20 protein-coding genes and 1 other RNA gene are annotated in these 22,901 nt (G+C 62.7%); 8 read left to right on the forward strand and 13 right to left on the reverse strand.

Going from position 1 to position 22,901, the window contains the following annotated elements:
• Window positions 1-455: 455 nt before the first annotated feature.
• Window positions 456-1,130: a ribose-5-phosphate isomerase RpiA gene (rpiA, locus tag NFI08_RS05790; RefSeq protein ID WP_045990979.1), complete on the reverse strand. Its 675-nt coding sequence runs from the start codon at window positions 1,128-1,130 to the stop codon at window positions 456-458.
• 204 nt (window positions 1,131-1,334) lie between these two features.
• On the opposite strand from rpiA, the gene ilvA reads away from it, so the two are divergent.
• The gene (gene ilvA / locus NFI08_RS05795) at window positions 1,335-2,897 is read left to right on the forward strand and encodes a threonine ammonia-lyase, biosynthetic (RefSeq protein WP_260425355.1); all 1,563 of its coding nucleotides are present in this window, start codon (window positions 1,335-1,337) and stop codon (window positions 2,895-2,897) included.
• A 387-nt stretch (window positions 2,898-3,284) separates the two neighbouring features.
• Here the strand turns inward: ilvA and NFI08_RS05800 are convergent, their stop codons facing one another.
• The 3 genes from NFI08_RS05800 to NFI08_RS05810 form a co-directional block, all read right to left on the reverse strand.
• Complete coding sequence (locus tag NFI08_RS05800) at window positions 3,285-3,938, reverse strand: 5-formyltetrahydrofolate cyclo-ligase (protein WP_108449607.1); 654 nt, start codon at window positions 3,936-3,938, stop codon at window positions 3,285-3,287.
• A gap of 3 nt (window positions 3,939-3,941) precedes the next feature.
• Window positions 3,942-4,126: non-coding RNA, 6S RNA (gene ssrS / locus NFI08_RS05805), on the reverse strand.
• Between the two features lie 210 nt (window positions 4,127-4,336).
• A complete protein-coding gene (locus NFI08_RS05810; RefSeq protein WP_045990982.1) occupies window positions 4,337-4,648 on the reverse strand; it encodes a cell division protein ZapA in 312 nt (103 codons plus the stop codon).
• 232 nt (window positions 4,649-4,880) lie between these two features.
• Here NFI08_RS05810 and NFI08_RS05815 point away from each other — a divergent pair, with 232 nt between their 5' ends.
• The 3 genes from NFI08_RS05815 (at window position 4,881) to NFI08_RS05825 (ending at window position 8,768) form a co-directional block, all read left to right on the forward strand.
• Window positions 4,881-5,465, forward strand: coding sequence for a UPF0149 family protein (locus tag NFI08_RS05815; protein ID WP_045990983.1), 585 nt, complete (start codon window positions 4,881-4,883; stop codon window positions 5,463-5,465).
• A 485-nt stretch (window positions 5,466-5,950) separates the two neighbouring features.
• Window positions 5,951-7,276: a 2-octaprenyl-6-methoxyphenyl hydroxylase gene (ubiH, locus tag NFI08_RS05820; RefSeq protein WP_349587930.1), complete on the forward strand. Its 1,326-nt coding sequence runs from the start codon at window positions 5,951-5,953 to the stop codon at window positions 7,274-7,276.
• A 229-nt stretch (window positions 7,277-7,505) separates the two neighbouring features.
• Window positions 7,506-8,768 carry a UbiH/UbiF/VisC/COQ6 family ubiquinone biosynthesis hydroxylase gene (locus NFI08_RS05825; RefSeq protein ID WP_349587933.1) on the forward strand — a complete coding sequence of 421 codons (1,263 nt, stop codon included), beginning with the start codon at window positions 7,506-7,508 and terminating at the stop codon, window positions 8,766-8,768.
• Between the two features lie 182 nt (window positions 8,769-8,950).
• Here NFI08_RS05825 and NFI08_RS05830 read toward each other — a convergent pair whose 3' ends face one another.
• From NFI08_RS05830 to gpmI, 3 genes are all read right to left on the reverse strand, one after another.
• Window positions 8,951-10,255 (reverse strand): S41 family peptidase, encoded by a 1,305-nt coding sequence (locus NFI08_RS05830; protein ID WP_349587935.1) that lies wholly within the window; start codon window positions 10,253-10,255, stop codon window positions 8,951-8,953.
• Between the two features lie 71 nt (window positions 10,256-10,326).
• Entirely contained in the window at window positions 10,327-11,433 is a 1,107-nt protein-coding gene (locus NFI08_RS05835) for a murein hydrolase activator EnvC family protein (protein WP_349587938.1), read from the reverse strand.
• A gap of 167 nt (window positions 11,434-11,600) precedes the next feature.
• Complete coding sequence (gpmI, locus tag NFI08_RS05840) at window positions 11,601-13,172, reverse strand: 2,3-bisphosphoglycerate-independent phosphoglycerate mutase (protein WP_349587941.1); 1,572 nt, start codon at window positions 13,170-13,172, stop codon at window positions 11,601-11,603.
• Between the two features lie 494 nt (window positions 13,173-13,666).
• Between gpmI and NFI08_RS05845 the strand changes: the two genes are divergently transcribed.
• Genes NFI08_RS05845 through NFI08_RS05855 form a run of 3 tightly spaced genes read left to right on the forward strand, consistent with a single transcriptional unit; the run spans window position 13,667 to window position 15,415 of the window.
• Entirely contained in the window at window positions 13,667-14,089 is a 423-nt protein-coding gene (locus NFI08_RS05845; RefSeq protein WP_045990988.1) for a rhodanese-like domain-containing protein, read from the forward strand.
• A gap of 43 nt (window positions 14,090-14,132) precedes the next feature.
• Window positions 14,133-14,675, forward strand: a complete 543-nt coding sequence (gene secB, locus NFI08_RS05850; RefSeq protein ID WP_108131927.1) for a protein-export chaperone SecB — start codon at window positions 14,133-14,135, stop codon at window positions 14,673-14,675.
• Window positions 14,675-15,415, forward strand: coding sequence for a 16S rRNA (uracil(1498)-N(3))-methyltransferase (locus NFI08_RS05855; RefSeq protein ID WP_213227495.1), 741 nt, complete (start codon window positions 14,675-14,677; stop codon window positions 15,413-15,415). Before secB ends, NFI08_RS05855 begins: the two co-directional genes overlap by 1 nt.
• Before the next feature lie 127 nt (window positions 15,416-15,542).
• Here NFI08_RS05855 and NFI08_RS05860 read toward each other — a convergent pair whose 3' ends face one another.
• Entirely contained in the window at window positions 15,543-16,019 is a 477-nt protein-coding gene (locus NFI08_RS05860) for a helix-turn-helix domain-containing protein (protein ID WP_349587945.1), read from the reverse strand.
• A 154-nt stretch (window positions 16,020-16,173) separates the two neighbouring features.
• Here NFI08_RS05860 and NFI08_RS05865 point away from each other — a divergent pair, with 154 nt between their 5' ends.
• Complete coding sequence (locus NFI08_RS05865) at window positions 16,174-16,662, forward strand: DUF2938 domain-containing protein (protein WP_349587948.1); 489 nt, start codon at window positions 16,174-16,176, stop codon at window positions 16,660-16,662.
• 417 nt (window positions 16,663-17,079) lie between these two features.
• Here the strand turns inward: NFI08_RS05865 and NFI08_RS05870 are convergent, their stop codons facing one another.
• The 5 genes from NFI08_RS05870 to NFI08_RS05890 form a co-directional block, all read right to left on the reverse strand.
• Window positions 17,080-18,132, reverse strand: coding sequence for an Ldh family oxidoreductase (locus tag NFI08_RS05870; RefSeq protein WP_349587951.1), 1,053 nt, complete (start codon window positions 18,130-18,132; stop codon window positions 17,080-17,082).
• A complete protein-coding gene (locus tag NFI08_RS05875; RefSeq protein WP_045995208.1) occupies window positions 18,129-19,643 on the reverse strand; it encodes a tripartite tricarboxylate transporter permease in 1,515 nt (504 codons plus the stop codon). The genes NFI08_RS05870 and NFI08_RS05875 overlap by 4 nt, the downstream gene beginning before the upstream one ends.
• A 3-nt stretch (window positions 19,644-19,646) precedes the next feature.
• A complete protein-coding gene (locus NFI08_RS05880) occupies window positions 19,647-20,117 on the reverse strand; it encodes a tripartite tricarboxylate transporter TctB family protein (protein WP_045995209.1) in 471 nt (156 codons plus the stop codon).
• A 10-nt stretch (window positions 20,118-20,127) separates the two neighbouring features.
• Entirely contained in the window at window positions 20,128-21,108 is a 981-nt protein-coding gene (locus NFI08_RS05885; RefSeq protein WP_045995210.1) for a tripartite tricarboxylate transporter substrate binding protein, read from the reverse strand.
• 600 nt (window positions 21,109-21,708) lie between these two features.
• Window positions 21,709-22,767 carry a GntR family transcriptional regulator gene (locus tag NFI08_RS05890; RefSeq protein WP_239452634.1) on the reverse strand — a complete coding sequence of 353 codons (1,059 nt, stop codon included), beginning with the start codon at window positions 22,765-22,767 and terminating at the stop codon, window positions 21,709-21,711.
• Between the last annotated feature and the right edge of the window lie 134 nt (window positions 22,768-22,901).

Consider the following 22,901-nt stretch of genomic DNA (forward strand, 5'->3'; position numbering starts at 1 on the left):
TTTTTTATTGATTTAATATGAGGCTTTCTATTTAGGGTTTATGAATTTGTTCTGTGCTTGTTTGTAGATGGCTATTGGAGATGCTTTTCCTGAATGGTGTTTCAAGCGTCTTTCACGTAGCCGAAATGACATTTTTGCCTTATTTAACCAAAAGAACGTCAAGGTATATCGTCAGGACAGGCCTGCAAGTGGTGAAGGCGAGACGCGAAGGGCATGGTTTGGCGGGCGTGCAAAGAATGTTGGCTATCAGGTGGTCATTTCAAGGAACGCGACCCCGTGTCTCCGGAAACGGAGACATCCAGCCAGGCTTCAGCAGGGGATACAACAAGGGGCGCCGACAATAACAAGCAAGAAGTACGCAGCAAGAAGCGAGGCGCGACCCGGGTCCCAGGACTGCGATCCCGCCCACGTGCACAAGTGAGATGACGTGGACGGGAAGGCTCGGTCAGCAAGGCTCAGGCAGGAAGATGCCGGCTGATGCCGTCGGCGCCGCCGATCAGCAGGATGTCCGCTGGACGAGCGGCAAACAGGCCGTTGGTCACCACCCCGACGATCGCGTTGATGCGGGTCTCCAGGGCGACGGGGTCATCGATGTCGAGGCCGTAGCAGTCGATGATCTGATTGCCGTTGTCGGTGACCACGCCCTCGCGGTAGACCGGATCGGCGCCAAGCTTGACCAGTTCCCGGGCGACGTAGGAACGGGCCATGGGAATCACCTCGATGGGCAGCGGGAAGTCGCCCAGGCGCTCGACCCGCTTGGAGGCGTCGGCGATGCAGATGAAGGTCTTGCAGCAGGCCGCCACGATCTTCTCGCGGGTCAGCGCGGCACCCCCACCCTTGATCATCTGTAGGTGAGCGTTCACTTCGTCGGCGCCGTCGACGTAGACCGGCATGGTGCCGACTTCATTGAGCTCGTAGACGTCGATGCCGTGCCCCTTCAATCGTTGGGCGCTGGCCTCGCTGCTGGCCACCGCTCCGCGGAAGTCCCCGCGCAGCTCTGCCAGGCGGTCGATGAAGCAGTTGGCGGTGGAGCCGGTACCGACACCGATCACGATGTCACGGCCGAGCATCGGGCGGACCTCGTCGATGGCGGCGGCAGCGACGGCGTCCTTGAGTTCGTCCTGGGTCATGGAATACCTGCGATGGGGAGCGTGAGAAGAGGAAAGCTGCGGCCATTATAGGGCATCGCGAAAGACGGAAGAAACGCTGTCTGGCGTGTCACCGTGGTGCCTGGGCTCCGCCCGTTTCCGCCTTCATCGCGGTTGCGGCAGCTCGGCACCGAGGCAAGCAATGTCTGCCTGGGGTGGCTGGCGCTGGACGTTGGGCGTGAGGCGATGCTAACAATAGGGGTTTTGCCCGCCTCCCTCACGCTGGATACCAGAATGCTCGAAGCTACCGTCAAGAAGATTCTCCAGGCCCGGGTCTACGAAGCCGCCCGAGAAACGCCGATCTCACCTGCGCCCATGCTGTCGCGACGGTTCAACAATCAGATTCTGATCAAGCGTGAAGACCTTCAGCCGGTGCACTCCTTCAAGGTGCGCGGTGCCTACAATCGCATGGCTCACCTGACCGATGAGCAGAAAGCCAAGGGCGTGATCGCCGCCTCCGCCGGGAACCATGCCCAGGGCCTGGCGCTGGCGGCCAAGCAGATGGGCGTCAAGGCGGTGATCGTGATGCCTCGCATCACCCCGGAGATCAAGGTGGCTGCGGTACGCGGCTGGGGCGCCAAGGTCATCCTCAAGGGCGACGCCTTCGCTGCCGCAGCAGAGCACGCTCAGGAGCTGGTCGAGGCCCACGGCTACACCTATATCCCGCCGTTTGACGATATCGATGTGGTCGCCGGACAGGGCACCGTGGCCATGGAGATCCTGCGTCAGCACAGCGGCCCCATCGATGCTGTGTTTATTCCGGTGGGCGGTGGTGGCCTGATCGCCGGCATGGCGGCCTACATCAAGTACCTGCGCCCGGAGATCAAGGTGATCGGGGTGGAAGCCGAGGACAGCGCCTGCCTGAAGGCCGCGCTGGAGGCCGGTGAAAGGGTCATCCTTGAACAGGTCGGGGTGTTCGCCGAGGGTGTGGCGGTGGCGCAGATCGGCGAGATTCCCTTTTCCCTGATGCGTGACCTGGTGGACCAGGTGATCACCGTCAACACCGATGAGATGTGTGCGGCGGTGAAGGATATCTTCGAGGATACCCGGGCGGTGTCCGAGACCTCCGGCGCGCTGTCGCTGGCCGGTCTCAAGAAGTATATCCAGGAGACCGGGGCCGAGGGCCAGACCCTGATATGCATCAACTCTGGCGCCAACACCAACTTCGATCGGCTCCAGCATATCGCCGAGCGCACCGAACTCGGCGAACAGCGCGAGGCGATCCTGGCGGTGACCATTCCCGAGCGACCTGGCAGTTTCAAGAAGTTCTGCCGCACCATCGGCAAGCGCATGGTCACCGAATTCAACTATCGCTACGCCGATGCCGACCAGGCCCACATCTTCGTCGGCATACAGGTCAAGCCGGGCGGCGAGGATCGCCAGGCGCTGATCGGCAAGCTGATCGAGGCGGGCTACCCGGTCGAGGATCTGACCGACAACGAATTGGCCAAGCTGCATATCCGTCATCTGGGCGGCGGCCGGCCCCGTACCGAGTTCACCGAGGAAGTCTATCGCTTCGAGTTTCCCGAGCGCCCCGGCGCGCTGATGAACTTCCTGACCCACCTGCCCCAGGACTGGAATATCTCGCTGTTCCACTACCGCAACCACGGCGCTGCCTATGGTCGGGTGCTGGTCGGCATGCAGATTCCCAACGGGGACCGTTCCCACGTCGAGGAACATTTTGACGCCATTGGCTATCGCTATTGGAAGGAAAGTGACAATCCCGCCTACCAACTGTTCATGGCATAGCCATGGCGGGATGACGTCTTGGAAGTCGAGGCAAAGCGGCGTATCCTGCGCGCGCAAGCGCTGACTTACTTGCTGGGCATGATGACGCCTGGCTGGCGGGTTTCATCGTGGAAGCGTGATGATTGCCATACATGGGTGATCACCCTATAGTCTGAGTCAGTCGCTTTGACCACAACATCAAGACAATACGGCAAGCGGCCGTATGAAGGGAGTCAGGAATGAAACGCAAGCCCGATCTGATCATGTCACTGGTGCTGGTGTTCGGCCTGGGAGTCGTGGCAACCGGCTACGCCCAGGCGCTGGTGGGAGGTTGACGCACCAGGCACCATGGTCACGACATCGGCATAGATCCAACTCCGGCCGCCCTCAGGGGCGGCCGGAGGCGTTTCAGGCAGGGCGGATCACTCTTTGATCACTGACGATGGCGTTCAGCGGCACGTCCCAGGAGGCCACCGGCAGGCGTTCGACGCGCTGGACGTCATGGGCCAGGCCGATCAGGCGTGGCCTGGGGCCGCCCTGCCCGCTGTCGGGATGGGCGAAGGCCAGGGTGCGATCGTAGAAGCCTCCACCCATGCCCAGGCGCTGGCCGGCGTCGTCGAAGCCCACCAGCGGTAGAAGGATGGCGTCCAGCGCCCAGGACGGCAGACGACGCGACGGATGGGCGCCGTGACGGCTGCAGGGTTCGCTGATGCCGAAGCGATTGGCGACCATGGGGGTGTGCTCGTCGTAGCGGACGAACCACAGGCGATTGTCGCTCAGGGGGCGCAGCACCGGAAGATAGGCCTGGGCGCGCCGCTGGCGTAGCCAGTCGAGCAGGGGGCGAGGATCGATCTCCCCGTCATTGGGCAGGTAAAGCGCCACGCGACGGGCACTCAGCAGTTCTGGAAGGCGACGCAGGCGAGCCAATAGTGACTGGCTGGCGGCCTGCTGCTGGCGCGGGCTCAGGGCCCGGCGGCGGCGTCGCAGTTCGCGCCGCAGCTCGGTACGTGACAAGTGTCCGAGCGTCATCTGTGCGTCAATGGAAGAGCGCAGATCGTTCATTCGAGGTTCCCCAGAGTGCCGCTGTCGTTCTGGCCCTTGAACCCATAGGTTCAAGGTGGGTGGCCGCAGCCGAGCCGTCAGGCTTTCCGTCGCACGGACTTGCACACAGGCCCGGCTAGCATTTGGCCCCCTGGGTACTGCGCATAGGCTCGAGGGACTGTAACGACTGGCGCACACCCCAGGGAACTCCTCCATGCTACCAGACCGGGGCCTGGCGCCAAAGTGAAGATGCCTTCGAGTGCTTGGGGAGGCAGTGTCGACCAGGCGCGCTGGTCGCGAGACACCAGCAAGGGGATGAGGTGCTGGCACGGCTCTCGCAGATGAGGCGGGGCGCGGACCACCGGGGCGGTGCGGGACGTGATGCGGGCTCAGGTACCGAAAGCCCAGATCAGCCTTGATCAGACGTCGGAATCGCGACTCGGCGCCTTGGCGAGCGCCTGTTCCAGGCGGGTGTTCAGCTCGCTCAGACTGGCTTCGCCTGCTCGCTTCTCGTCACGCAGGCCAAGCAGTTCGTGGGCCAGATTGAGTGCAGCCATGATGGCGATCTTCTCCCGATCCACCACCTTGCCCTGGGCGTGGATCCCCTGCATGGCCTGGTCCAGATAGCGGGCAGCACGCTCCAGTCCCTCCTGCTCCTCGGGGGCACAGGCGATGGTGTAGGGGCGTTCTAGCAGCGTAATGTCGGTGGTATGCCGCTTGGTGTCATTCATGGGCCTGGCTCCGGGGCGGGCCTTGGCTAACGCAGCGCCGAACGGGCAGGATGCGTTACCATCGGGGATCGATTGCGAGTCACTATAAGAGAGCCTTCAGCGGGGGGTCAACGCGACACCTCAAGACGGGATCACCGACGGCGCTTGCCTATGCCATGGGCAAGCGGCTTCTGGTCACCCCGGGGGCGCCGCGGTATTGCCACCCTGAACCTCTTCTTCAGCGGATATCATCATGTCTTTGATCAACGAACGCCAGGACTTCTCCACCATCGCCGACACCTTTTTGCTGCATGGCAGCATGCAGTCGCCGGCCTTTCTCGACGGGCGCCTGTGCGCGGCACTCGGCCTGCACGACCTCACCGCCGAGGCCTGGCTCGAGGAGGTCTGCCTGACCCTCGGGGTCGACCAGCCCAGAGACGAGCCCAGCGCCGAACGCCTGCTCGGCTGGCGCCGCCAGACCCTGGACGCCCTGGCCAGCACTGAGCTGAACTTCGAACCGCTGCTGCCTGACGAGATGTTCTCGCTGGCCGAGCGTGCCCAGGGCCTCAAGGAATGGACCCTCGGCTTTCTCGAAGTGGTGGAGGATGCAGGCGACGCGCCCAGAAAGAAGTGGTCCGAGCCGCTCAGGGAGGCCATCGAGGATCTCGCGGGTTTGGCCGCCATCGAGACCGATATCGACGACAGCGCCGAGAACGAAAACGACCTCTTTGCCCTGACCGAACACGCCCGCATGGCGGCGATGCTGCTCTATACCGAACAGCACCCTGGCACCCCGCAGGTCGAGCAGGTCGACGAGACGCCTCCCACCACCCACTGACGCTTGCCAAAGTCCCGAACGATGCCTGCAAAGTTCGGGATTTTTCCCTCCTTTTCCCGTCGCCATAGCCTGCTATGCTGGATGGTGTGATCGATCCGGCAGCGCACTTCTGGGCTCGGGTCGCCGGCGAATCGGCCGCTTATCTATCCTTGGGGATCATGCCTTTCTCGGCGATCACACCTTTCTCATCGGTGCGTGCCCCTGGTGTGATGGACTCTTCTCGCCGCCGCCCGGGGCGCCGCCGCTGGTCGACGACCGAATAGTCGAGGATCGGGTCGTCGTGGACCGGATGATCGTCGGATTACCGCGCACATGGGTGCGCCAATTTTCCAGAAGAGTGTCGTGTCACAGGTCCTGCAAGGGAGGGATGCTGGTGGTTGAGGTATAAATCAGGGTGCTGTTTCGCCAGGGCAGTTGGTGGTTTTATAGCCAACTAGCACGCTAATAAATGTTTGATTACGTAAAGTTATTACAGGAATACAGTAATGCCGCAAGACACCCCCGAGAGCACTGTGGAACCAACGGCAAGCCGCCTTTCAGCGAACGTCCCTCAGGGGTCTTGCCAGGAAGGTGGCCATGCGGTCGAGCGGGTCGACGTGGCGATCATCGGCGGGGGGCTGGTGGGGGCGAGCCTGGGGGCGGCCCTGGCGGAATTGATCGAACATTCCGGCCTCAAGGTCGCGGTGGTTGAGGCCGCACCGATGGCACCGCTCGCACCGTCGGCGCAGGAAGCGCCTTCGGCGGGAGAAGACGACGCCTGGCAGCCAAGCTTCGACGCCCGCGCCAGCGCCATTGCGGCGGGGTCCGCCGCGCACTTTTCGCGCCTCGGGGTGTGGTCGGCCATGGCCGCGAAGGCCAGCGCGATCTCGCTGATCCATGTCAGTGAGAAGGGGCGCCTTGGTGCGACGCGACTGCGTGCCGACGAAATGGGCGTCGAGGCGCTCGGCTACGTGGTACCCAACGCCTGGATGGGGCGGGTGCTGCATCGCCGCCTGGCCGAACTGCCGCTCGACTGGCACTGTCCGGCTCGGGTGGAGCGTATCGAACCCGTGGCCGCAGGCCATCTTCTGTGGTTGTCCAGCGGCAGCGTGCTGGAGGCGGGCCTGACCGTACTGGCCGACGGCGGTCGCTCTGGCCTCAAGGAGGCGCTGGGGATCGAGAGCGATGCGGCCCCCTACGATCAGGTGGCAATGATCGCCAATGTCGCGGTCGGGCGCCCCCACCAGGGCGTTGCCTACGAGCGCTTCACACGGCAAGGCCCGATGGCGCTGCTGCCGCTGCCGGGCCAGGCCATGGAGCTGGTGTGGACCCATGAAAAGGGCAGCGAACAGCGCCGACTGGCATTGTCGGACCGCGCCTTTCTCGAAGAGCTGCAGGCCGCCTTTGGCGATCGAGCCGGCGCCTTCGTCAAGGTCGGCCAGCGTCACGTTTACCCGCTGTCGCTTGTCACCGCGCGGGAGACGACACGGCCGGGGCTGGCGGTGCTGGGCAACGCCGCCCATGCCCTGCACCCGGTGGCGGGCCAGGGCTTCAACCTCGCGCTGCGAGGGGTGATCGACCTGGTCGAGGCCATCGAGCAAGGGCTCGAGGCCGGCCAGGCGCCTGGCAGCGCGGCGACCCTGGCCTCCTTCGAGCGACGCCGCGAAGCGGACCAGCGCAATGTGGTGCGCTTCAGCGACGGTCTGATTCGGCTGTTCGGCATCGACCAGTCACTGCTGTCCCACGCCCGTGCCGCAGGACTGATTGGCCTGAACCTCGCAGGGCCGCTGAGGCGGGGCCTCGCCAGGCGGGCCATGGGCAGCGAACGATAATTGGGTAGGGGCAACCCTGGCCCGCTGGTGTCATCTGGCCCACAGGGCCTTCCCATGGCGTCAGGCAGACTTCAGGCACTGCCCCTGAAAGCCTGGCGGTCGAGCATAGGATTGCCCTTGGCGGTACACTGGGTGCGCTGCGTTGCCGAGACCCTGAGGGCGAATCCGCAAAGGCACGTGGTGCAAGCGAGTCAGTGATCGTCAGGAAGACTGGGAGAGCGAGACGCCGATGAAGGAGCAGGCAGAGGGTTCAGCCGCCAAGGCAGCGCCGACGGGAGTCGATGTGGTGATCGCCGGTATCGGCATGGTAGGTGCCGTACTGGCCGTGCTGCTGGCACGGGAAGGCTGGACGGTCGCCATGGTGGACCCGCGTCCGGGCCCGCTGGACTCGGATGACCTGCCGGGCAGTGTGCCGGCCCCCCGCGTCAGCGCCCTGACCCCGGTGTCTCGACGGTTGCTGGAAGGCCTCGGTGCCTGGCCGCGCATCGACGCCTGGCGCGTCACGCCCTACACCGCCATGCAGGTGTGGGACGCCGACGGCTCCGGCGAGGTCGGCTTCCGCGCCGATCAGGCCGGGGTGCCGGTGCTTGGCCATATCGTCGAGAACGATGTGATTCTGGCGGCGCTGGAAGCCGAACTGTCGAGGCTGCCTCAGGTGCAACGCCTGCATGGTCGCAAGGTGGTGGCGTTGGACGACGGCGCAGTGCGTCGGCGGGTGACCCTGGATGATGGCAGCGTGCTGGCAGCCCCGCTGGTGGTCGGCGCCGACGGTGCACGTTCACCGCTGCGCGAGCTGGCCGGGATTGCGGTACGTGAACAGGACACCGGGCAGTGCGCGCTGGTGACCACGGTGAAGACCGAGCGGCGTCATGGCGGTGTAGCCCGTCAGGCCTTTCTGGCCACCGGCCCCCTGGCCTTCCTGCCGCTGACGGTGGCGGGAGACAGCCACTACTGCTCGATCGTCTGGTCCACCACCCCGCAGGAAGCCGAACGTCTTGCGGCACTCTCGCCGGCGGCGCTGGGCCAGGCCATGGCCGAGGCGCTGGATCATCGCCTGGGGGCGGTGGAGGTGCTGGATGAGGCCAGGAGTTTCCCGCTCAGCCAGCGCCACGCCGAGCGCTACCACCTGCCGGGGCTTGCGCTGATCGGCGACGCCGCTCACAGCATTCACCCCCTGGCCGGCCAGGGGGTGAATCTGGGCTTTCTCGATGCGGCGGTACTGGCCGAAGAGTTGCTGAACGGGCGCCGTCGCGGTGTAGCGCCGGGCCATCTGAGCTTGTTGGCACGCTACGAGCGGCGCCGGCGTGGCGATAACGCCATGATGCTGGCGCTGATGGAGGGCTTTCGGCGCCTGTTCGGCAGCCGCCATCCGGGGCTGACGCTGGCGCGCAATCTGGGGCTTTCCGGCGTCGACCGGCTGTCTCCGATCAAGCGCCTGATCATGCAGCAGGCCACCGGCTCACGCGGACGCCTGCCGCTTAGCTGTCGCTAGGGGGCAGGCCGAGTGCGGGCCAGGGCCTTGTCGCCCGGCCTAGGCGCTGTCCGAAAAGTCGACGAGCGAAGGTTAGACAAGGCAAAAATCGGTGAGAAAGCGCAGTTTACGGGGTGTAAATGAGCATTTTGATCCGATTTTTAACGCCGTATTACCGAGCGCAGGCACTTTTCAGACAAGCCCTAGCGCGTGTCGCGCTGACTGATCACATTCAGCGCCTTCAGCAGATTCAGTGCCTCGCCCAGCTGGTAGTCGCCGTCCAGCCGATCGCTGCGGCTGCTGCCGGCGCGATCTCCACCATCGCCAAGATGTCCTTCCAGGTCAGACTCGCGAATGCGCAGGTTGCTGGTATCGGCGACCTCGAGCCGGCCGCGCACGACCTCGACGTCGGGCTCGATGCCCTGGGCCTGGATCGAGCGACCGTTAGGGGTGTAGTAAAGCGCGGTGGTCAGCTTGAGCCCTTCACCATTGCCCAGCGGCATGATCTGCTGCACCGAGCCCTTGCCGAAGCTTTCGGTGCCCATCACCACGCCTCGGCGCTGGTCCTGCAGGGCGCCGGCGACGATCTCTGCGGCGGAGGCGCTGCCGCCGTTGATCAGCACCACCAGCGGCACGTCCGGCGCCGCGGTGCGTTGGGTCGCCGAAAAGCGCATGTCGCTATCGGACAGGCGCCCCTCGGTGTAGACGATCAGGCCTCGGTCAAGGAAGGCGTCGGCCACGTCCACCGCCGACTGCAGTACGCCGCCGGGGTTGTTGCGCAGGTCCAGCACGATGCCTGACAGAGCCCCCTGGTCGCGCAGTTCGGTCAGGGCATCTTCTACCTGCTCGCCGGTGCGGGCCTGAAACTGACTGATGCGCAGATAGCCGTAGCCGGGCTCGAGGATGTCGCTCTTCACGCTGTCGGTACGGATGATTTCCCGGGCCAGGGTGACCTCGCGTGGAGCACCATCGCCGGCGCCGACCACGGTCAGGCGAATCTCGGTGCCTGGCTCGCCACGCATCATGTCCACCGCTTCCTGCAGGGATAGCCGATCGGTGGGGGTCTCGTCGATGCGCAGGATGGCATCCTGAGCCTGAAGTCCCGCGCGCTCGGCCGGGGTGTCGTCGATCGGCGAGATCACCGTGAGCTGGCCGTCGTCGAGCCCGACCTCGATGCCGATCCCGCCAAACTCGCCTTCGGTGGTCTCCCTCAGGTTGCGATAGGCCTCGGCGTCGAGGTAACTGGAGTGGGGGTCTAGCTCCGAGAGCATGCCGCGCATGGCGTTCTTGAGCAGGGTCGCATCATCGACCTCTTCCACGTAGCCGCGCTTGATCCGCTCGAACACCTCGGAGAAGGCCTGGATCTCGCTGATCGGCAGATCATCGTCGGTCGCCTGGGCGCTGGCCAGCGAAGGCCAGGCCAGGGTCGCGGCGAGGCACCACGCAAGGCAAGTCCCGGTCAGTGTCTTGAGGCGCGAGGGACGGTGGGCGGCTCGGGGTTCGGTCATGCGGTCTCCGCTCGACGTAGGGGCAAGGTTCAAGCATAGCCTTAGGCCGGATGGTTGAAAATGGCGTGTGCTCAGCGCCGCGCGATCCAGCCACCAGGATCGATGGGGTCTCCGCCTCGGCGTACCTCGAAATACAGCCCCGGAGCGTCGCGGCCTCCGCTGACGCCGACGCGGCCCAGTGTCTGGCCACGCTCCACACGGCTGCCGACCTCCGTCTCGAAGCGTTGCAGGTGGGCGTAGAGGGTCATCACCTGGTCGCCGTGGTCGACGATCAGCAGATTGCCGAAGCCGCGCATCCAGTCGGCGAACACCACCCGGCCGGGGTGAACCGCTTCGACCGAAGTCCCGGATGGCGCCTGAATCAGGATGCCGTTGCGGTGGACGCCGCGGGATTCGCGAAAGCGCGACAGCATCATGCCCTGCACCGGCCACGGCAGGTCGCCTCGGGTGCGCTCGATGGCGGTGGACGGCGGCGGGCGCTCGAGCCGTGCCATGGTTTCCTGCACCTCTCGCAGCACCCGCTCGGCGTGGGCCCGGTCCTGGTCCAGCGAGGCCAGCTTCGAGGCCTCGGTGTCGTAGCGTTGGTCGAGCTGTGCCACCAGCGCCTGACGCTCGCGGCTCTGCCTGGCCAGGGCCTGGCTACGGGACGCCACATCGGCCTCCAGGGAAGCCAGCTCCTCGCTGCGGTGTTCGAGCTCGCGGCGGTTGTCATCCAGACGCTGGTCCAGTTCAGCGAGCAGATCGAGGCGCTCGTTGCGGGCGTCGGCAAGATGGTTGAGATAGGCCTGCAGGCGGTCCAGTCGTGCTGGGTCGTCCTGATTCAGCAGCAGCTTCAACTGTGGTGTCAGGCCCATGCGATAGAGCGCATCGAGTTGACGACCCAGGGCTGCCCGCTGCTCCTGGCGTTCGGCTTCCATCAGTTCTCGACGATGCGCAAGCTCGGCCATCTCCTGGTCGAGCCGGCGGCGTTCGGCCTGCAGCGTATCCAGGCGCTGGTGGGTCTCGGCCAGCGCCGTTTCCACCTCGCGCAGGGCTTCGCTGGCCTGGTCGCGGGCGCTATCGATGCTGGCCAGGCGCTGACTGGCCTCTTGAATACGCTCGCCGATGGCGTCGAGCCTTTGCCTGGCCTGCTGCTCGCTGGGACTGGCCTGAGCGAGCGGCAGGCCGGCCTGTGTCACAGGAGTGAGCGGCAGGCCTCCCAGCCACAGGACCGCTGCGCCCAGGGCGACAGCCGCGCGGACAAACCCACAACGCCGCCCCGGGCGGGACGGCGTCGTACGTGGTGGTGGGCAGCTGCCGGGCTGGCGCCTCGATGGCGCGACTGGGGCTGCGGTGCGAAGAGGCTTCACGACAGCTCGATCAGTACCTCGCCGGTCATCTCCTCCGGCACCGACTCGCCCATCATGGTCAGCAGGGTCGGCGCCAGGTCGCACAGGCGACCGCCGTCCTTTAGCCGGGCCTCGCGGCTGCCCACGTACACCAGCGGCACCGGGAAGGTGGTATGCGCAGTCTGGGGGTTGCCGGTCTCGGGGTGCACCATCTGCTCGGCGTTGCCGTGATCTGCGGTGATCAGGCAGGCACCACCGGCGCGCTCGATCGCTTCGACCACCCGGCCCACGCACTTGTCTACCGCCTCGATGGCGGCCTTGGCGGCGTTGAAGTCACCGGTATGGCCGACCATGTCGCCGTTGGCGTAGTTGCAGATGATCAGGTCGAAGCTGCCGCCGTCGATGGCGTCGACCAGGGTGTCGGTGAGCTCGAAGGCGCTCATCTCGGGCTTCTCGTCGTAGGTCTTGACGTCCTGGGGTGAAGGAATCAGCTCGCGCTTCTCGCCCTGGAATTCCTTCTCGCGGCCGCCGGAGAAGAAGAAGGTGACGTGGGCGTACTTCTCGGTCTCGGCGATGCGCAGCTGGGTCTTGCCGCGCTTCTCCATGACCTCGCCCAGGGTGTTGTTCAGGTCGGCTGGCGGGAAGGCCGAGGGCGCGGGAATATCCGCGGCATACTGGGTCAGCATGACCAGACCGTCGGCGGCCAGCGTCGGCTGTACTTGACGGTTGAAGCCGTCGAAGTCCTCGAGCACGAAGGCACGGGTCAGCTCGCGGGCGCGGTCGGCGCGGAAATTCAGGAACAGCACGGCATCGCCGTCTTCGGCAGCGACCGGCTTGCCGTTCGGGCGCACGCTGGTGGCGGCGACGAATTCGTCGGTCTCGCCACGCTCATAAGCAGCGTCGAGGCCGGCTTCGGCGCTCTCGGCCTGGTGCTCGCCATGGCCCTCGGTGATCAGGCGATAGGCCTTCTCGACGCGGTCCCAGCGGTTGTCGCGGTCCATGGCGAAGTAGCGGCCGATGATCGAGGCGACGAAGCCGTTGTCCTGACCCACCAGCTCGGCAAGCTTGGCGTTGGCGCGCTCGATGGAGGCTCTGGCGCTCTTGGGCGCGGTGTCGCGGCCGTCGAGGAAACCGTGCAGGTAGATGCGCTTGGCGCCACGCCGTGCGGCCATCTCGGCCACCGCCAGCAGGTGATCCTCGTGGCTGTGAACGCCACCGGGGGACAGCAGGCCGAGCAGGTGGACCGCCTTGTCCGCCTTCACCGCCGCGTCGATGGGCGCGGTCAGCACGGCATTGTCGTCGATCTCGCCGTCTTCGATGGCCTTGGTGATGCGGGTGAAGTCCTGGTAGACGATGCGCCCGGCGCCGAGGTTCATGTGACCGACCTCGGAGTTGCCCATCTGACCGTCCGGCAGGCCCACGTGGCGGCCATCGGTGTGGATCAGGGTGTGCGGGCGTTGCTGCCACAGGCGGTCCATGTTGGGGGTGTCGGCGGCGGCGACGGCGTTGGACGCGGCGTCTTCATTGTGTCCATAGCCGTCGAGGATGATAAGCGCCACCGGGCGCGGTGCGGTCGCAGTATCCGTCATGAGGAATTGCCTCTAGCTCAAGATGACCTCGCCCGGCATCCTTTTGTTGGCGCTCGACGCCTGGCGTCGTCGCCGGATGTCCTGGGGTGTCGTGGGTAAACGCTGGTGCCTGGCGATTCGGGAAGCGCGCCCGACAATAGAATCGGCGCGTCTTCGTGAGTCTCGTGGCTTGCGGTTTCAGGCTCGCGACACGATCCTCCTTGCGGCATCATATCGCACGCTGGCAGCGGTCGTCATTGACCCGACGAGGCAGTGTCCGGAGGCAGGCGGCATCGCCCCCGAGTCGTGTATACTGGCCGCCCTGCGGCGGGTAGCGGTGATCGAGCGCGGGCAACGTACCTGCGTCTCGCGTCGTCCGGTCTGTAGACTGGACTCGCAACACCGGCCTTGAGACACAGGTCTTGTGACATAGATCTTGTAACAAAGGCCATGGACGCCGATTTCGCCACCCAGGCCACCACCATTTTTGCATCCGACGAGAGTTAGCCGACCCCATGATCGATCAGCTGTTCGAATTTGTGCAGAATCACCCGTTGCTGGTGGCTGCCTTCCTGGCCGTGCTGACGGCCTGGCTGCTGTATGAGCTGCGCAACGCCAACGCCGGTGGCGTCACCACCAGCGAAGCGACCCAGATGGTCAACCGCGAAGACGCGGTAATTCTGGACGTTCGCGACAAGAACGACTTCAAGGCGGGACACATCGCCGGCGCTCGCAACATTCCCCAGAGCAGCCTCGATTCCCGTATCAACGAGCTCGACAAGGTCAAGGCCTCGCCCATCGTGGTGGTGTGCAAGCACGGCCAGAGCTCAGGTGCCGTGGCGGCCAAGCTCAAGAAGGCTGGCTTCGAGCGCGTGTTCAAGCTCAAGGGTGGCATGACCCAGTGGCAGACCGATAACCTGCCCATCGTCAAGAAGTGACCGTCCGCACGATTTCTGATTACCCGATTCAAGGATCTTTCTCATGGCAGACGAAAACAACCAGAACGCTGGCGCCCAGGCCGCCGGTCAGCAGGATCAGGAAAAGCCGCAGGTGCAGTTCTCGCTGCAGCGCATCTACGTCAAGGACATCTCCTTCGAGGCGCCGAACTCACCTGGCGTCTTCGGTCAGCCGTTCAAGCCCAAGGTCGGCCTCGACCTGGACACCCGCAGCACCAAGGTCGCCGACGGCCTTTTCGAGGTGGTGATCAAGGTCACCGCCCAGGTCACCCACAGCGAGAGCGGCACCACCTGCTTCCTGGCCGAGATCGAACAGGCCGGCCTGTTCCGCATCACCGGCATCGAAGGTGACCAGCTCGACCACACCCTGGGTGCCTTCTGCCCCAACGTGCTGTTCCCGTACGCCCGCGAGTGTGTCGACAGCCTGGTCAATCGCGGCGGCTTCCCGCCGCTGATGCTGGCACCGGTCAACTTCGAGGCGCTCTACGCCCAGAAGAAGCGCCGCGAGGCCGAGCAGGGCGATGCTCAGGGCACTGCCCAGGGCGAGCAGGCGCCGACCGCCCACTGATGAGCGACGCCGCCTTCCAGGGCCCCCGCATCCACGTCGCCGCCGCGCTTGTCGCCGGCGGCGACGTCGTTCTGCCCGAAGGAGCCGCGCGACATGTGGGGCGCGTGCTGCGGCTCAAGCCCGGTGATCCCCTGGTGCTGTTCGACGGTCAGGGTCGCGAAGCCCGTGCCGACATCGCCGAGTCCGATCGCAAGAAAGTAAGCGTTCACATACTCGAAGTGCGCGATGGTAAGGGCGAATCGCCCTTGTCCGTCCATCTCGGGCAGGCGATCTCCAAGGGCGATCGCATGGACTACGCCATCCAGAAGGCGGTGGAGCTCGGCGTCGCCGCGATCACTCCGCTGTACACCGAGCACGGCGATGTGCGCCTCAAGGGCGAGCGTGAGGCAAAGAAGCTGGCCCACTGGCAGGCGGTGGCGGTGAGCGCCTGCGAGCAGTGCGGCCGCGCCACGGTGCCCGAGGTCAGGGCCCCGCAGTCGCTGAGCGAGTGGCTGGGCCAGCGTGACGAGGCGCTCAGGCTGGTGCTCCACCCGGGTACGCCAGGCGTGCTCGAGCGCGCCGAGCGCGTCGCCAGCGCCTGCGTGCTGATTGGCCCCGAGGGTGGTCTGTCCCCGCGCGAGGTCGAGGCGGCGACGGCACAAGGGTTTGCGGCGCTGACCCTGGGACCACGGGTCCTGCGTACCGAAACCGCCCCGGTGGTGGCGCTGACGCTTCTGCAATCACGCTTCGGGGATATGTAAGTGCTTACTATGGACGACCTGCGTTGTTCCGGCTGACCCGATCCGGCATCCTGATCCGCGTGTTGAAAAAGGCCCGGCTCCTGTTTCGAGGAGTCGGGCCTTTTTTGCGCTAGTGGCAGAGATCAGTTCAGCCATCTCGTTTCAGTCTTGTTTGTCCTTGCTGGGTTCTCGCCGCTTTCGCTCCATTCGCCCCTTGTCGCCCAGGCCCCCGCGCTGACTGCCTGGCAAGCGCGATGCGCATCAGGCGCTGAAAGGTGGGGCATTCAAGGTGGCGAGGTGCGGTGCAGGTCATGGCGTGGCGCAGTCCATCGCGGATCGCGCTCAATTGCTTGATGCGCCGGTCCAGGGCGTCCGCCTTGGCACCCAGTCTTTCGCGGTCGATGTCGGGTTTGCCTTCCTGGCCAAGCATGTCGCCTATCTCGGCCAGCGAAAACCCGGCTGCCTGTCCCAGGGCGATCAGCGACAGGCGTGACAGCACGTCCGGCGCAAAGACTCGCCGCAGCCCACTACGTCCGATCGAGCGGATCAGCCCGATCTCTTCGTAATAGCGCAGTTTCGAGGCGGCGACGCCGCTTTGCCGGGAGACCTCGGAGATGTCGAGCATGGCGCTTGACCTCAAGTTTACTTGAGGTCGTAAGCTACTTCGGCTTTGCCTGAATCTGCAAGAGAGCGCGCGACCTTGCCGTCTCTTGCCCCTCAGGACGCGTTTCTCTTCGATCGGCTCGACAGCGGGCTCTCTCTGTTGGAGGAGTAGTGCAGTGGCAGAACTTCTGGTTGATGCCCTTTGGCTTGGCGTGGGGGCGACCGCCTTCATGGATGTCGTCGCGTTGGCGCAGCGCCGGGTACTCGGCATTCCCTCTCTGGACTACGCCCTGGTGGGGCGCTGGTTGGGTCACCTGGCGGGAGGCACTGTCGTCCATCGCCCCATCTCGGGAAGCGCGCCGATACGCGCAGAGGCGGCGCTGGGGTGGACGTTTCACTATCTTACGGGCGTGGTGTTCGCCCTGGTGTTTCTGGTGCTTGTCGGATCGGATTGGCAGCAACGACCGGCGTTCGTGTCCGCGCTGGTGTTCGGTGTGGTGACGGTGCTCGCCCCTTTTCTGGTACTGCAACCGGGGTTGGGCGCAGGCATCGCCGCGCGCAGGACGCCTCGGCCAAACATCGCCAGGCTTCGCAGCCTGACGGCACACGCAAGCTTTGGTATTGGCCTTTGGGTATCCGGGCTTGGGGGCATGCTCGCCTTCTAGGGCTTGTCTGAAAAGTGCCTGCGCTCGGTAATACGGCGTTAAAAATCGTCTGGTACGCCAGCCCGGTCAAAATACTCATTTACACCCCGTAAACTGCGCTTTCTCACCGATTTTTGCCTTGTCTAACCTTCGCTCGTCGACTTTTCGGACAGCGCCTAGGGCGTGTATGACGAGCGCCTGAGCTCTGCAATACCGGCTTGAAAATTCGTGATAGTGAGCGCTTACATGCTGGCTGGGAGTGGTTGTCCAGCCTTTCCCCCGCAGGACGCCAATAGCCTCTCGTGAATAGCCCGGCTCATGTGAGCCGGGCTTATGTGAGCCGGGCTTATGTGAGCCGGGCTATCCAGGATGCCGGGACGAGGGACAACGCCCTGGTTCATTCGTCCCTGGCGCAGCATTGCGGTCAGCCTTGATGGCTCAAACGTCCAGGGTTCCTTTCAATGACGAATCCTCGATGGCGCTGCGAAGCTCTGCGACCACTTCGCCGGGAAGCGGGATGCCCTGATCGAGAAACTCGGTGCGACGCCGGAGCCCCGATTGCCCTGGTAGACGCACGGGGCGTTCGGGGTCAACGGGCTTGGCTTGCAGACAGGCTTCGACCAGGTGGTCGGTTTCGTCGAGGAAGTCGCGGCTCCCTGCAAATAGTGCCGGATCGATCACCATGACGGTCACCGAGGCCCCCCACCCACTTGGATCGTCCTTGCGTCCGAAGCCACCAAGGGCCGAGGTCAGTGCCTCGACCATCAATCCCATGGCAAAGCCCTTGTGGCCAAACTCGCGCCCACCAAGCGGGAGAATGCTGCCCTGAGGGTCCGTAAAGTAGTCAGCGGGGTTATCGCTGACGACTCCCTGGTTGCTGAGAATGACCGGATGATCGAGCCTTGAGCCCTCGGCCCTGGCCTTGGCCACGCTGCCGTTGGTGACGGTGGACATGCTGACGTCCAGCATGATCGGCTGGATTCGGCTCGGGATTCCCATGGCGATCGGGTTGGGTGTGTAGACTGGGTCGAGCCCACCGTATGGAGCCACCGACTTTACCGCCGGGTCAGACGTCATGATGATCGGCATCAGCCCCTGATCGACGAAGGGCTTCAGATAGGAGGCCAGGCAGGCAATGTGGTGGGATCGCTTGATGCTGACGATACCGATCCCCGACGTCCTGGCCGCATCAGCACTTTGCTCAAGCGCCTTCTGGACCAGGTAAGGGCCGAGGATATAGTGTCCGTCGTAGGCCGCCGCCACAGGGCTGATCTGGCGGGATTCGAGCAGCGACGCATCACCACGTGCATGGCCGGACTTCAAGTCCTTGAGGTAGCCGTTGGCCAGTTTTACCCCATGGGTATGGTGCCCCAGCAGGTCTCCCTCGATGAGGATGCTGCTGGTCGTCCGACTGACTTCTTCGGATGCGCCGGCTTCTCTGAAAAGTGTCACCAGGACATCTTCCAACCACGGTGTCGTATAGCGTCTCATGATAATTCCTGTGCCTTGTTGGAGTTGGCGTGCTTGAACTTCTTGTAGGCCATGGTCAGCAACGGCGAGAGCCACAGCAGAATGACGAGGGCGCCTAGCCCTGCGCTGATCGGGCGTGAAAAGAAGGCCAGCAGGTCGCCATTGCTCTTGAGCATGGAGCTCATGAAGTTATTTTCCAGGGTAGTGCCCAACACCAGCCCCAGGATGGCGGGCGCCATCGGGAAATCGCACCTCGCCAGGATCGATGCCACCGCGCCGATAATAAGCATGATCCAGACATCGGTAATCGAATTGTTGATCGAAAATGCGCCAACGATGCAGAAGCAAAGGATAATCGGCATAAGTACCTTCCTTGGCGTCAGGATAAATACTTTTGCCGACCGTATTGCGGCGTATCCAATGGGCAGCATTACCAGGTTAGCCAGGAAAAAGACGACAAAAAGCGCATAGATCAATCCACTGCCATCCATGAAGATGGTGGGGCCGGGGTTCATGCCCTTCATGTACAGCACCCCGATGACGATGGCCGTGATGGAGTCTCCCGGGATGCCGAACACCAAAGCCGGCACCCAGGCGCCGCTGATGCCAGAGTTGTTGGCGGAGCTGGCATCGACAATGCCTTCAATATGGCCCGTCCCGTATGCCTCCTTTTGCTTTGAGCGACCTTTGCCCACTGCGTAGGAAATCCAGGCGGCTATGTCGGCACCGGCGCCAGGGAGTGCCCCGATCAGGGTACCGATCGATCCTCCGCGAAACATGTTGGGCCAGTAGGCCTTCAGGTGTCCTGGAACTTGGCTGAAGACGCTATCCTTGGAGAGCGACGGCATTGCTCTACCATCGCCACGTGAACCATAGAAGAGCATCAACTCGTTGAGCGCGAACATGCCGATCATGACCGGTATGAAGTTGATGCCGGCCATGAGGTCCGGGATGCCGAAGGTAAAACGAGGAGCACCGCTCATCATGTCCAGCCCGACAGTGGACAAGAGAAGGCCAATCATCAATGACAGGAAGGCCTTTACCCTGGAGCCGATAGCGATAAAGATCGAGCAGCTCAAACCCAGCAAGGCCAGCCAGAAATACTCAAATGAACTGAACTGAAGAGCGACCTCCGCCAGTGACGGAGAAACGAAGACAAGAATAATGGTGCCGAAGATTCCACCAAATACCGAGCAAACCAGGTTGACGCCAAGGGTTTCCCGGGCCCGTCCGGACCGCGCCAGAAGGTGGGAGTCACCTACATAAGCAGCGGAGGATGGTGTTCCAGGAATGTTCAGATAGGTCGCAGGAATGTCGCCGGAGAATATCGCCATGGCAGATGTGGTCACGATCGCCGCGATAGCCGGAACCGGATCCATGTAAAAGGTGATCGGGACCAGCAAGGCCACCGCCATGGTAGCCGTAAGACCTGGTACAGCACCGACGAAAACACCAAAGACGGAGGCGGCTAGAATGACGAGCAATGTCTCGACATTGAAGACTAGCTGTAACCCTAGAAGAATGGTATCCATGACTTATCCCCAGAATCTCATCAACCCTTCGGGAAGGGGAATCATTAGGTAGGTGGAGAAAATAAAATATATGGTTAGTGATGCGAGTATGGATACGGCCAGGGATAGAAGAAGCGAAGCCTTCCTGGAAAGCATAAGAACGAAAATACCAATGGCGAGGCTAACCGCTGCGCCCAGGAATTCACTGGTGAGGATATAGAAGATAATCATCACGCAGGGAAGAAGTGACGCCAGGAGCGACCGGATAGGAAGCGGCCGGTTATTGCCCGGAGTGTTGCTGGCATACTGGGTCTTTAAAATGGGGACCTGCTTTACCGAAAGGAACAAACCACCTATAAGAAACCCTCCCCCAATGAGGGAGGGAAACAGAGATGGCCCAAATTGCAGGCTAGCCATCGTCGGGTACTGTTGGGCTACATAGATGACGATGCAGCCCGACAGCATGAAGGCTAGCCCCAAGATGAAATCTCTCATCTAGCAATCCTTACTTGCCCAGACCGACGTTCTCGATGATCTCACCGTAGACCGCGTCCATCTCGACCATCAGCTGGCCGAACTCTTCCGCGTTACGCCACTCGGTGCCGAACCCCTGCTGGGACATGAAGTCCTGATAGGTATCGCTGTTGTAAGCTGCTTCCAGTGCGGTCTCCAGCGTAGCGACGACCTCGGGATCCATTCCCTTTGGCCCAGCAATGCCGCGCCATTCGCCGACAAGATAGTCGCTGCCGATCGCCTCCTGGATAGTCGGAACGTCAGGGAAGCTCTCGATGCGCTCCGGTCCCATCACGCCCAGGCTCTTGGCACGTCCCGCTTCGATCATCGAACGTGCTTCAGGAACAGAGCTCGGAACGATCTCCAGGCCGCCAGCGGCAAGTTCGGTCATGGCCGGTGCGGCGCCCTGACTGGGAATCCAGGTGACGCGGTCAGCTTCCATACCCTGATCCATCAGGAAACCGGCGAAGGCCAGGTGCCAGACGCCCCCCAGACCGGTACCGGATGCCTGGAAGGTTCCCTTGGGTTCTTCCCGGATGGCTGCTACCAGGTCTTCCAGAGACTCATAGGGAGCATCTGCGCGGACCTGAATCCCCGGGTAGTCGAAGTTGATCTGCCCGATCGGGGTGTAGTCTTCGTAGGTCAGGTTAGTCAGCCCCTGCCAGTGCATCATGTTGAGCTCGCCAGTCACCAGGCCCAGCGTGTAGCCATCGGGGCGAGCCGTGGCCATGGCGCTATGACCGACGACGCCGCTGCCGCCTGTGCGGTTGACGACGTTGACCGTCTGGCCAAGTTCCTCTTCGAGTGCGGTGGCAATGGTCCGCGCGGTGGCGTCTGTGCCTCCACCGGCCGCCCAGGGGACGATGATGGTGATGGGCTTTTCCGGATAGGCAGCAAAGGCAGAACTGGAGGCTGCGAGCAACAGCGTTGCGGTGACGGTCTTGACGGTTTTTGTGTTGATTATGGCTTTCATTGGCATGCCTGGATCGTCTAATTATGGATTGTAGGGAGTAACGAATCTAGCACGCTGTGTTCATTGCGTACAATGAACGTTTTTTAGACTTTAGTTTAGTTCCCGGCCGAAAAAGGGCTCTTTTGTGAGCCACGGATTTACGCGGAAGAAAAGGCGATAAGTGCTCGGGTCGGCCAAGCAAAAGATACCCGTGGCGAGGCCGCAGAGAGGCAGAAAAGACTATAAAATCATTCAATAACAGATGGTTGCTAGCCGTCTCAATTGGCGGTGGACCATTGCTCTACCCTGGCCGACAGACACAATGGTGGACTCTTGTTGGCCACCAGCGGCTCAGATCGCCAGAAAGATGACGGCTATAAGGGAGGGTAGGCAAGAGTCATCGCCGTCTAGAAATTGGCTTTGTTGATGAAAATCCGGAATGGAAAGACGACCCGATGCATGGCGAACCTGGTTGGAGGAGCATGGCGGTAGCAAGGCTACAAGGAGGTCCCCCAGGTGCGCGAGAGTCAGGCGCCGGTTGGGGCAGGGCACCTGGCATTGGTAGACCCTGCTTGTCGAAGACAATTCGTCGTCGTCCAAGCCCCTACAGCAATGACTTCTCTATCCGCCGGGGCTGCGAAGATATTCCGGGATATCGACTTCCGGGTTATCGCGAAACTGCTCCAAACGATGCTGTACCTTGGACTCTGACGCCGTGAGATGCCTGAACAGGGAATGGCGAGCCTGAGTCGGCTTCCGCGAAAGCATCAAACTGAAAACTTCGCGATGCTCGTCAAAGAAGGGATCGCTCTGAGGAAAGTCGATCTTGCTCCCGAGAAGGTGCTTGCTTATCAATAGTATGGGGCGGGTACGTTGAAGCATGGTAACGATTTCATCGTTACCTCCCGCTATCATGGCATGTTGATGCAGGTCGTTTTCCAGCTCGTCGAGAAGCTCTCCCCGGATGTTCGGGTATTGGTTTTCTGCACTATCGAGCCGGTCAATGTAGCGTTTGATATCGGCACTGGGTAGTTTTTCGGTGGCTTGGGCGATCATGAAGGGCTCAAGCTGTTGTCGAGCCTCGTATAGCTGATGCAGTCTGTCATCATCCAGTGGTACCACTGTCCAGCTACTGTACTTGTTGTTTTCAACAACACCCAGGGACTGAAGGTGAAGGAGAATCTTTTGAGTCGTGGTTCGGCTAACATCGAGAAACTTTGCCAGTTTTAGTTCGTTTAGCTCCATACGACCTAGCATGGAGCAGAGAACGATATCACGTTCGATTTCTTCGGCAAACTTTCGCCAGGAGTCGGTCCGGCGGACCGCCATCTTTCCGCTGGATTGTGCGAAGTCCTTCTCGGTGAGTTGGCGTCTGATAACGTCAGAAGGCTGACTCCCCACCAGGTAGCCCCTGCCATCAAAGCGGCTGATCTTTCCTTCATTGTGAAGCCGTTCCAGTGTCTGACGCACAGGGGAACGACTAATCTTGAAAAGCTCGGAAATATTGCTTTCCAGCAGAACAAGCCCCGTTTCGAGGCTACCGCTTTCCATGCTCTCGGTTAATATGTGGTAGAGCTGATCCTTTAGCGTACCCATCTCGACTCTCCAATACCGTGTCGCAACAATTCTTTTTAGCTTTTGTTGTGGTGGTTTTCCGGCCTTGCGCTTGAAGCTTGCCACGATGAGATGGCGATAGTGTCAATGGAGGGGTCTACCCTTCAAGAAACCGTATTCGCTTGGCTCAGATCATTGTTCGTCGGCTTGCCTACCGCTAGCGCCAAAGGGCCTGAAGCCGAGCGCTGTAAGACTGATGG

Origin of the sequence: Halomonas sp. EF61 (assembly GCF_040147045.1) — a bacterium.
GTDB classification, from domain to species: Bacteria; Pseudomonadota; Gammaproteobacteria; order Pseudomonadales; family Halomonadaceae; genus Halomonas; species Halomonas litopenaei.

What these genes read in the sequence shown, in the direction of transcription:
- NFI08_RS05870 (WP_349587951.1), bottom strand. Translation starts at nt 18,132, where the DNA reads ATGAGACGCTATACGACACCGTGGTTGGAAGATGTCCTGGTGACACTT.
- secB (WP_108131927.1), top strand. Translation starts at nt 14,133, where the DNA reads ATGGCAGACGAAAACAACCAGAACGCTGGCGCCCAGGCCGCCGGTCAG.
- NFI08_RS05855 (WP_213227495.1), top strand. Translation starts at nt 14,675, where the DNA reads ATGAGCGACGCCGCCTTCCAGGGCCCCCGCATCCACGTCGCCGCCGCG.
- NFI08_RS05880 (WP_045995209.1), bottom strand. Translation starts at nt 20,117, where the DNA reads ATGAGAGATTTCATCTTGGGGCTAGCCTTCATGCTGTCGGGCTGCATC.
- NFI08_RS05830 (WP_349587935.1), bottom strand. Translation starts at nt 10,255, where the DNA reads ATGACCGAACCCCGAGCCGCCCACCGTCCCTCGCGCCTCAAGACACTG.
- NFI08_RS05875 (WP_045995208.1), bottom strand. Translation starts at nt 19,643, where the DNA reads ATGGATACCATTCTTCTAGGGTTACAGCTAGTCTTCAATGTCGAGACA.
- gpmI (WP_349587941.1), bottom strand. Translation starts at nt 13,172, where the DNA reads ATGACGGATACTGCGACCGCACCGCGCCCGGTGGCGCTTATCATCCTC.
- NFI08_RS05810 (WP_045990982.1), bottom strand. Translation starts at nt 4,648, where the DNA reads ATGAATGACACCAAGCGGCATACCACCGACATTACGCTGCTAGAACGC.
- NFI08_RS05815 (WP_045990983.1), top strand. Translation starts at nt 4,881, where the DNA reads ATGTCTTTGATCAACGAACGCCAGGACTTCTCCACCATCGCCGACACC.
- NFI08_RS05845 (WP_045990988.1), top strand. Translation starts at nt 13,667, where the DNA reads ATGATCGATCAGCTGTTCGAATTTGTGCAGAATCACCCGTTGCTGGTG.
- NFI08_RS05800 (WP_108449607.1), bottom strand. Translation starts at nt 3,938, where the DNA reads ATGAACGATCTGCGCTCTTCCATTGACGCACAGATGACGCTCGGACAC.
- ubiH (WP_349587930.1), top strand. Translation starts at nt 5,951, where the DNA reads ATGCCGCAAGACACCCCCGAGAGCACTGTGGAACCAACGGCAAGCCGC.
- NFI08_RS05860 (WP_349587945.1), bottom strand. Translation starts at nt 16,019, where the DNA reads ATGCTCGACATCTCCGAGGTCTCCCGGCAAAGCGGCGTCGCCGCCTCG.
- rpiA (WP_045990979.1), bottom strand. Translation starts at nt 1,130, where the DNA reads ATGACCCAGGACGAACTCAAGGACGCCGTCGCTGCCGCCGCCATCGAC.
- NFI08_RS05825 (WP_349587933.1), top strand. Translation starts at nt 7,506, where the DNA reads ATGAAGGAGCAGGCAGAGGGTTCAGCCGCCAAGGCAGCGCCGACGGGA.
- ilvA (WP_260425355.1), top strand. Translation starts at nt 1,335, where the DNA reads ATGCTAACAATAGGGGTTTTGCCCGCCTCCCTCACGCTGGATACCAGA.
- NFI08_RS05885 (WP_045995210.1), bottom strand. Translation starts at nt 21,108, where the DNA reads ATGAAAGCCATAATCAACACAAAAACCGTCAAGACCGTCACCGCAACG.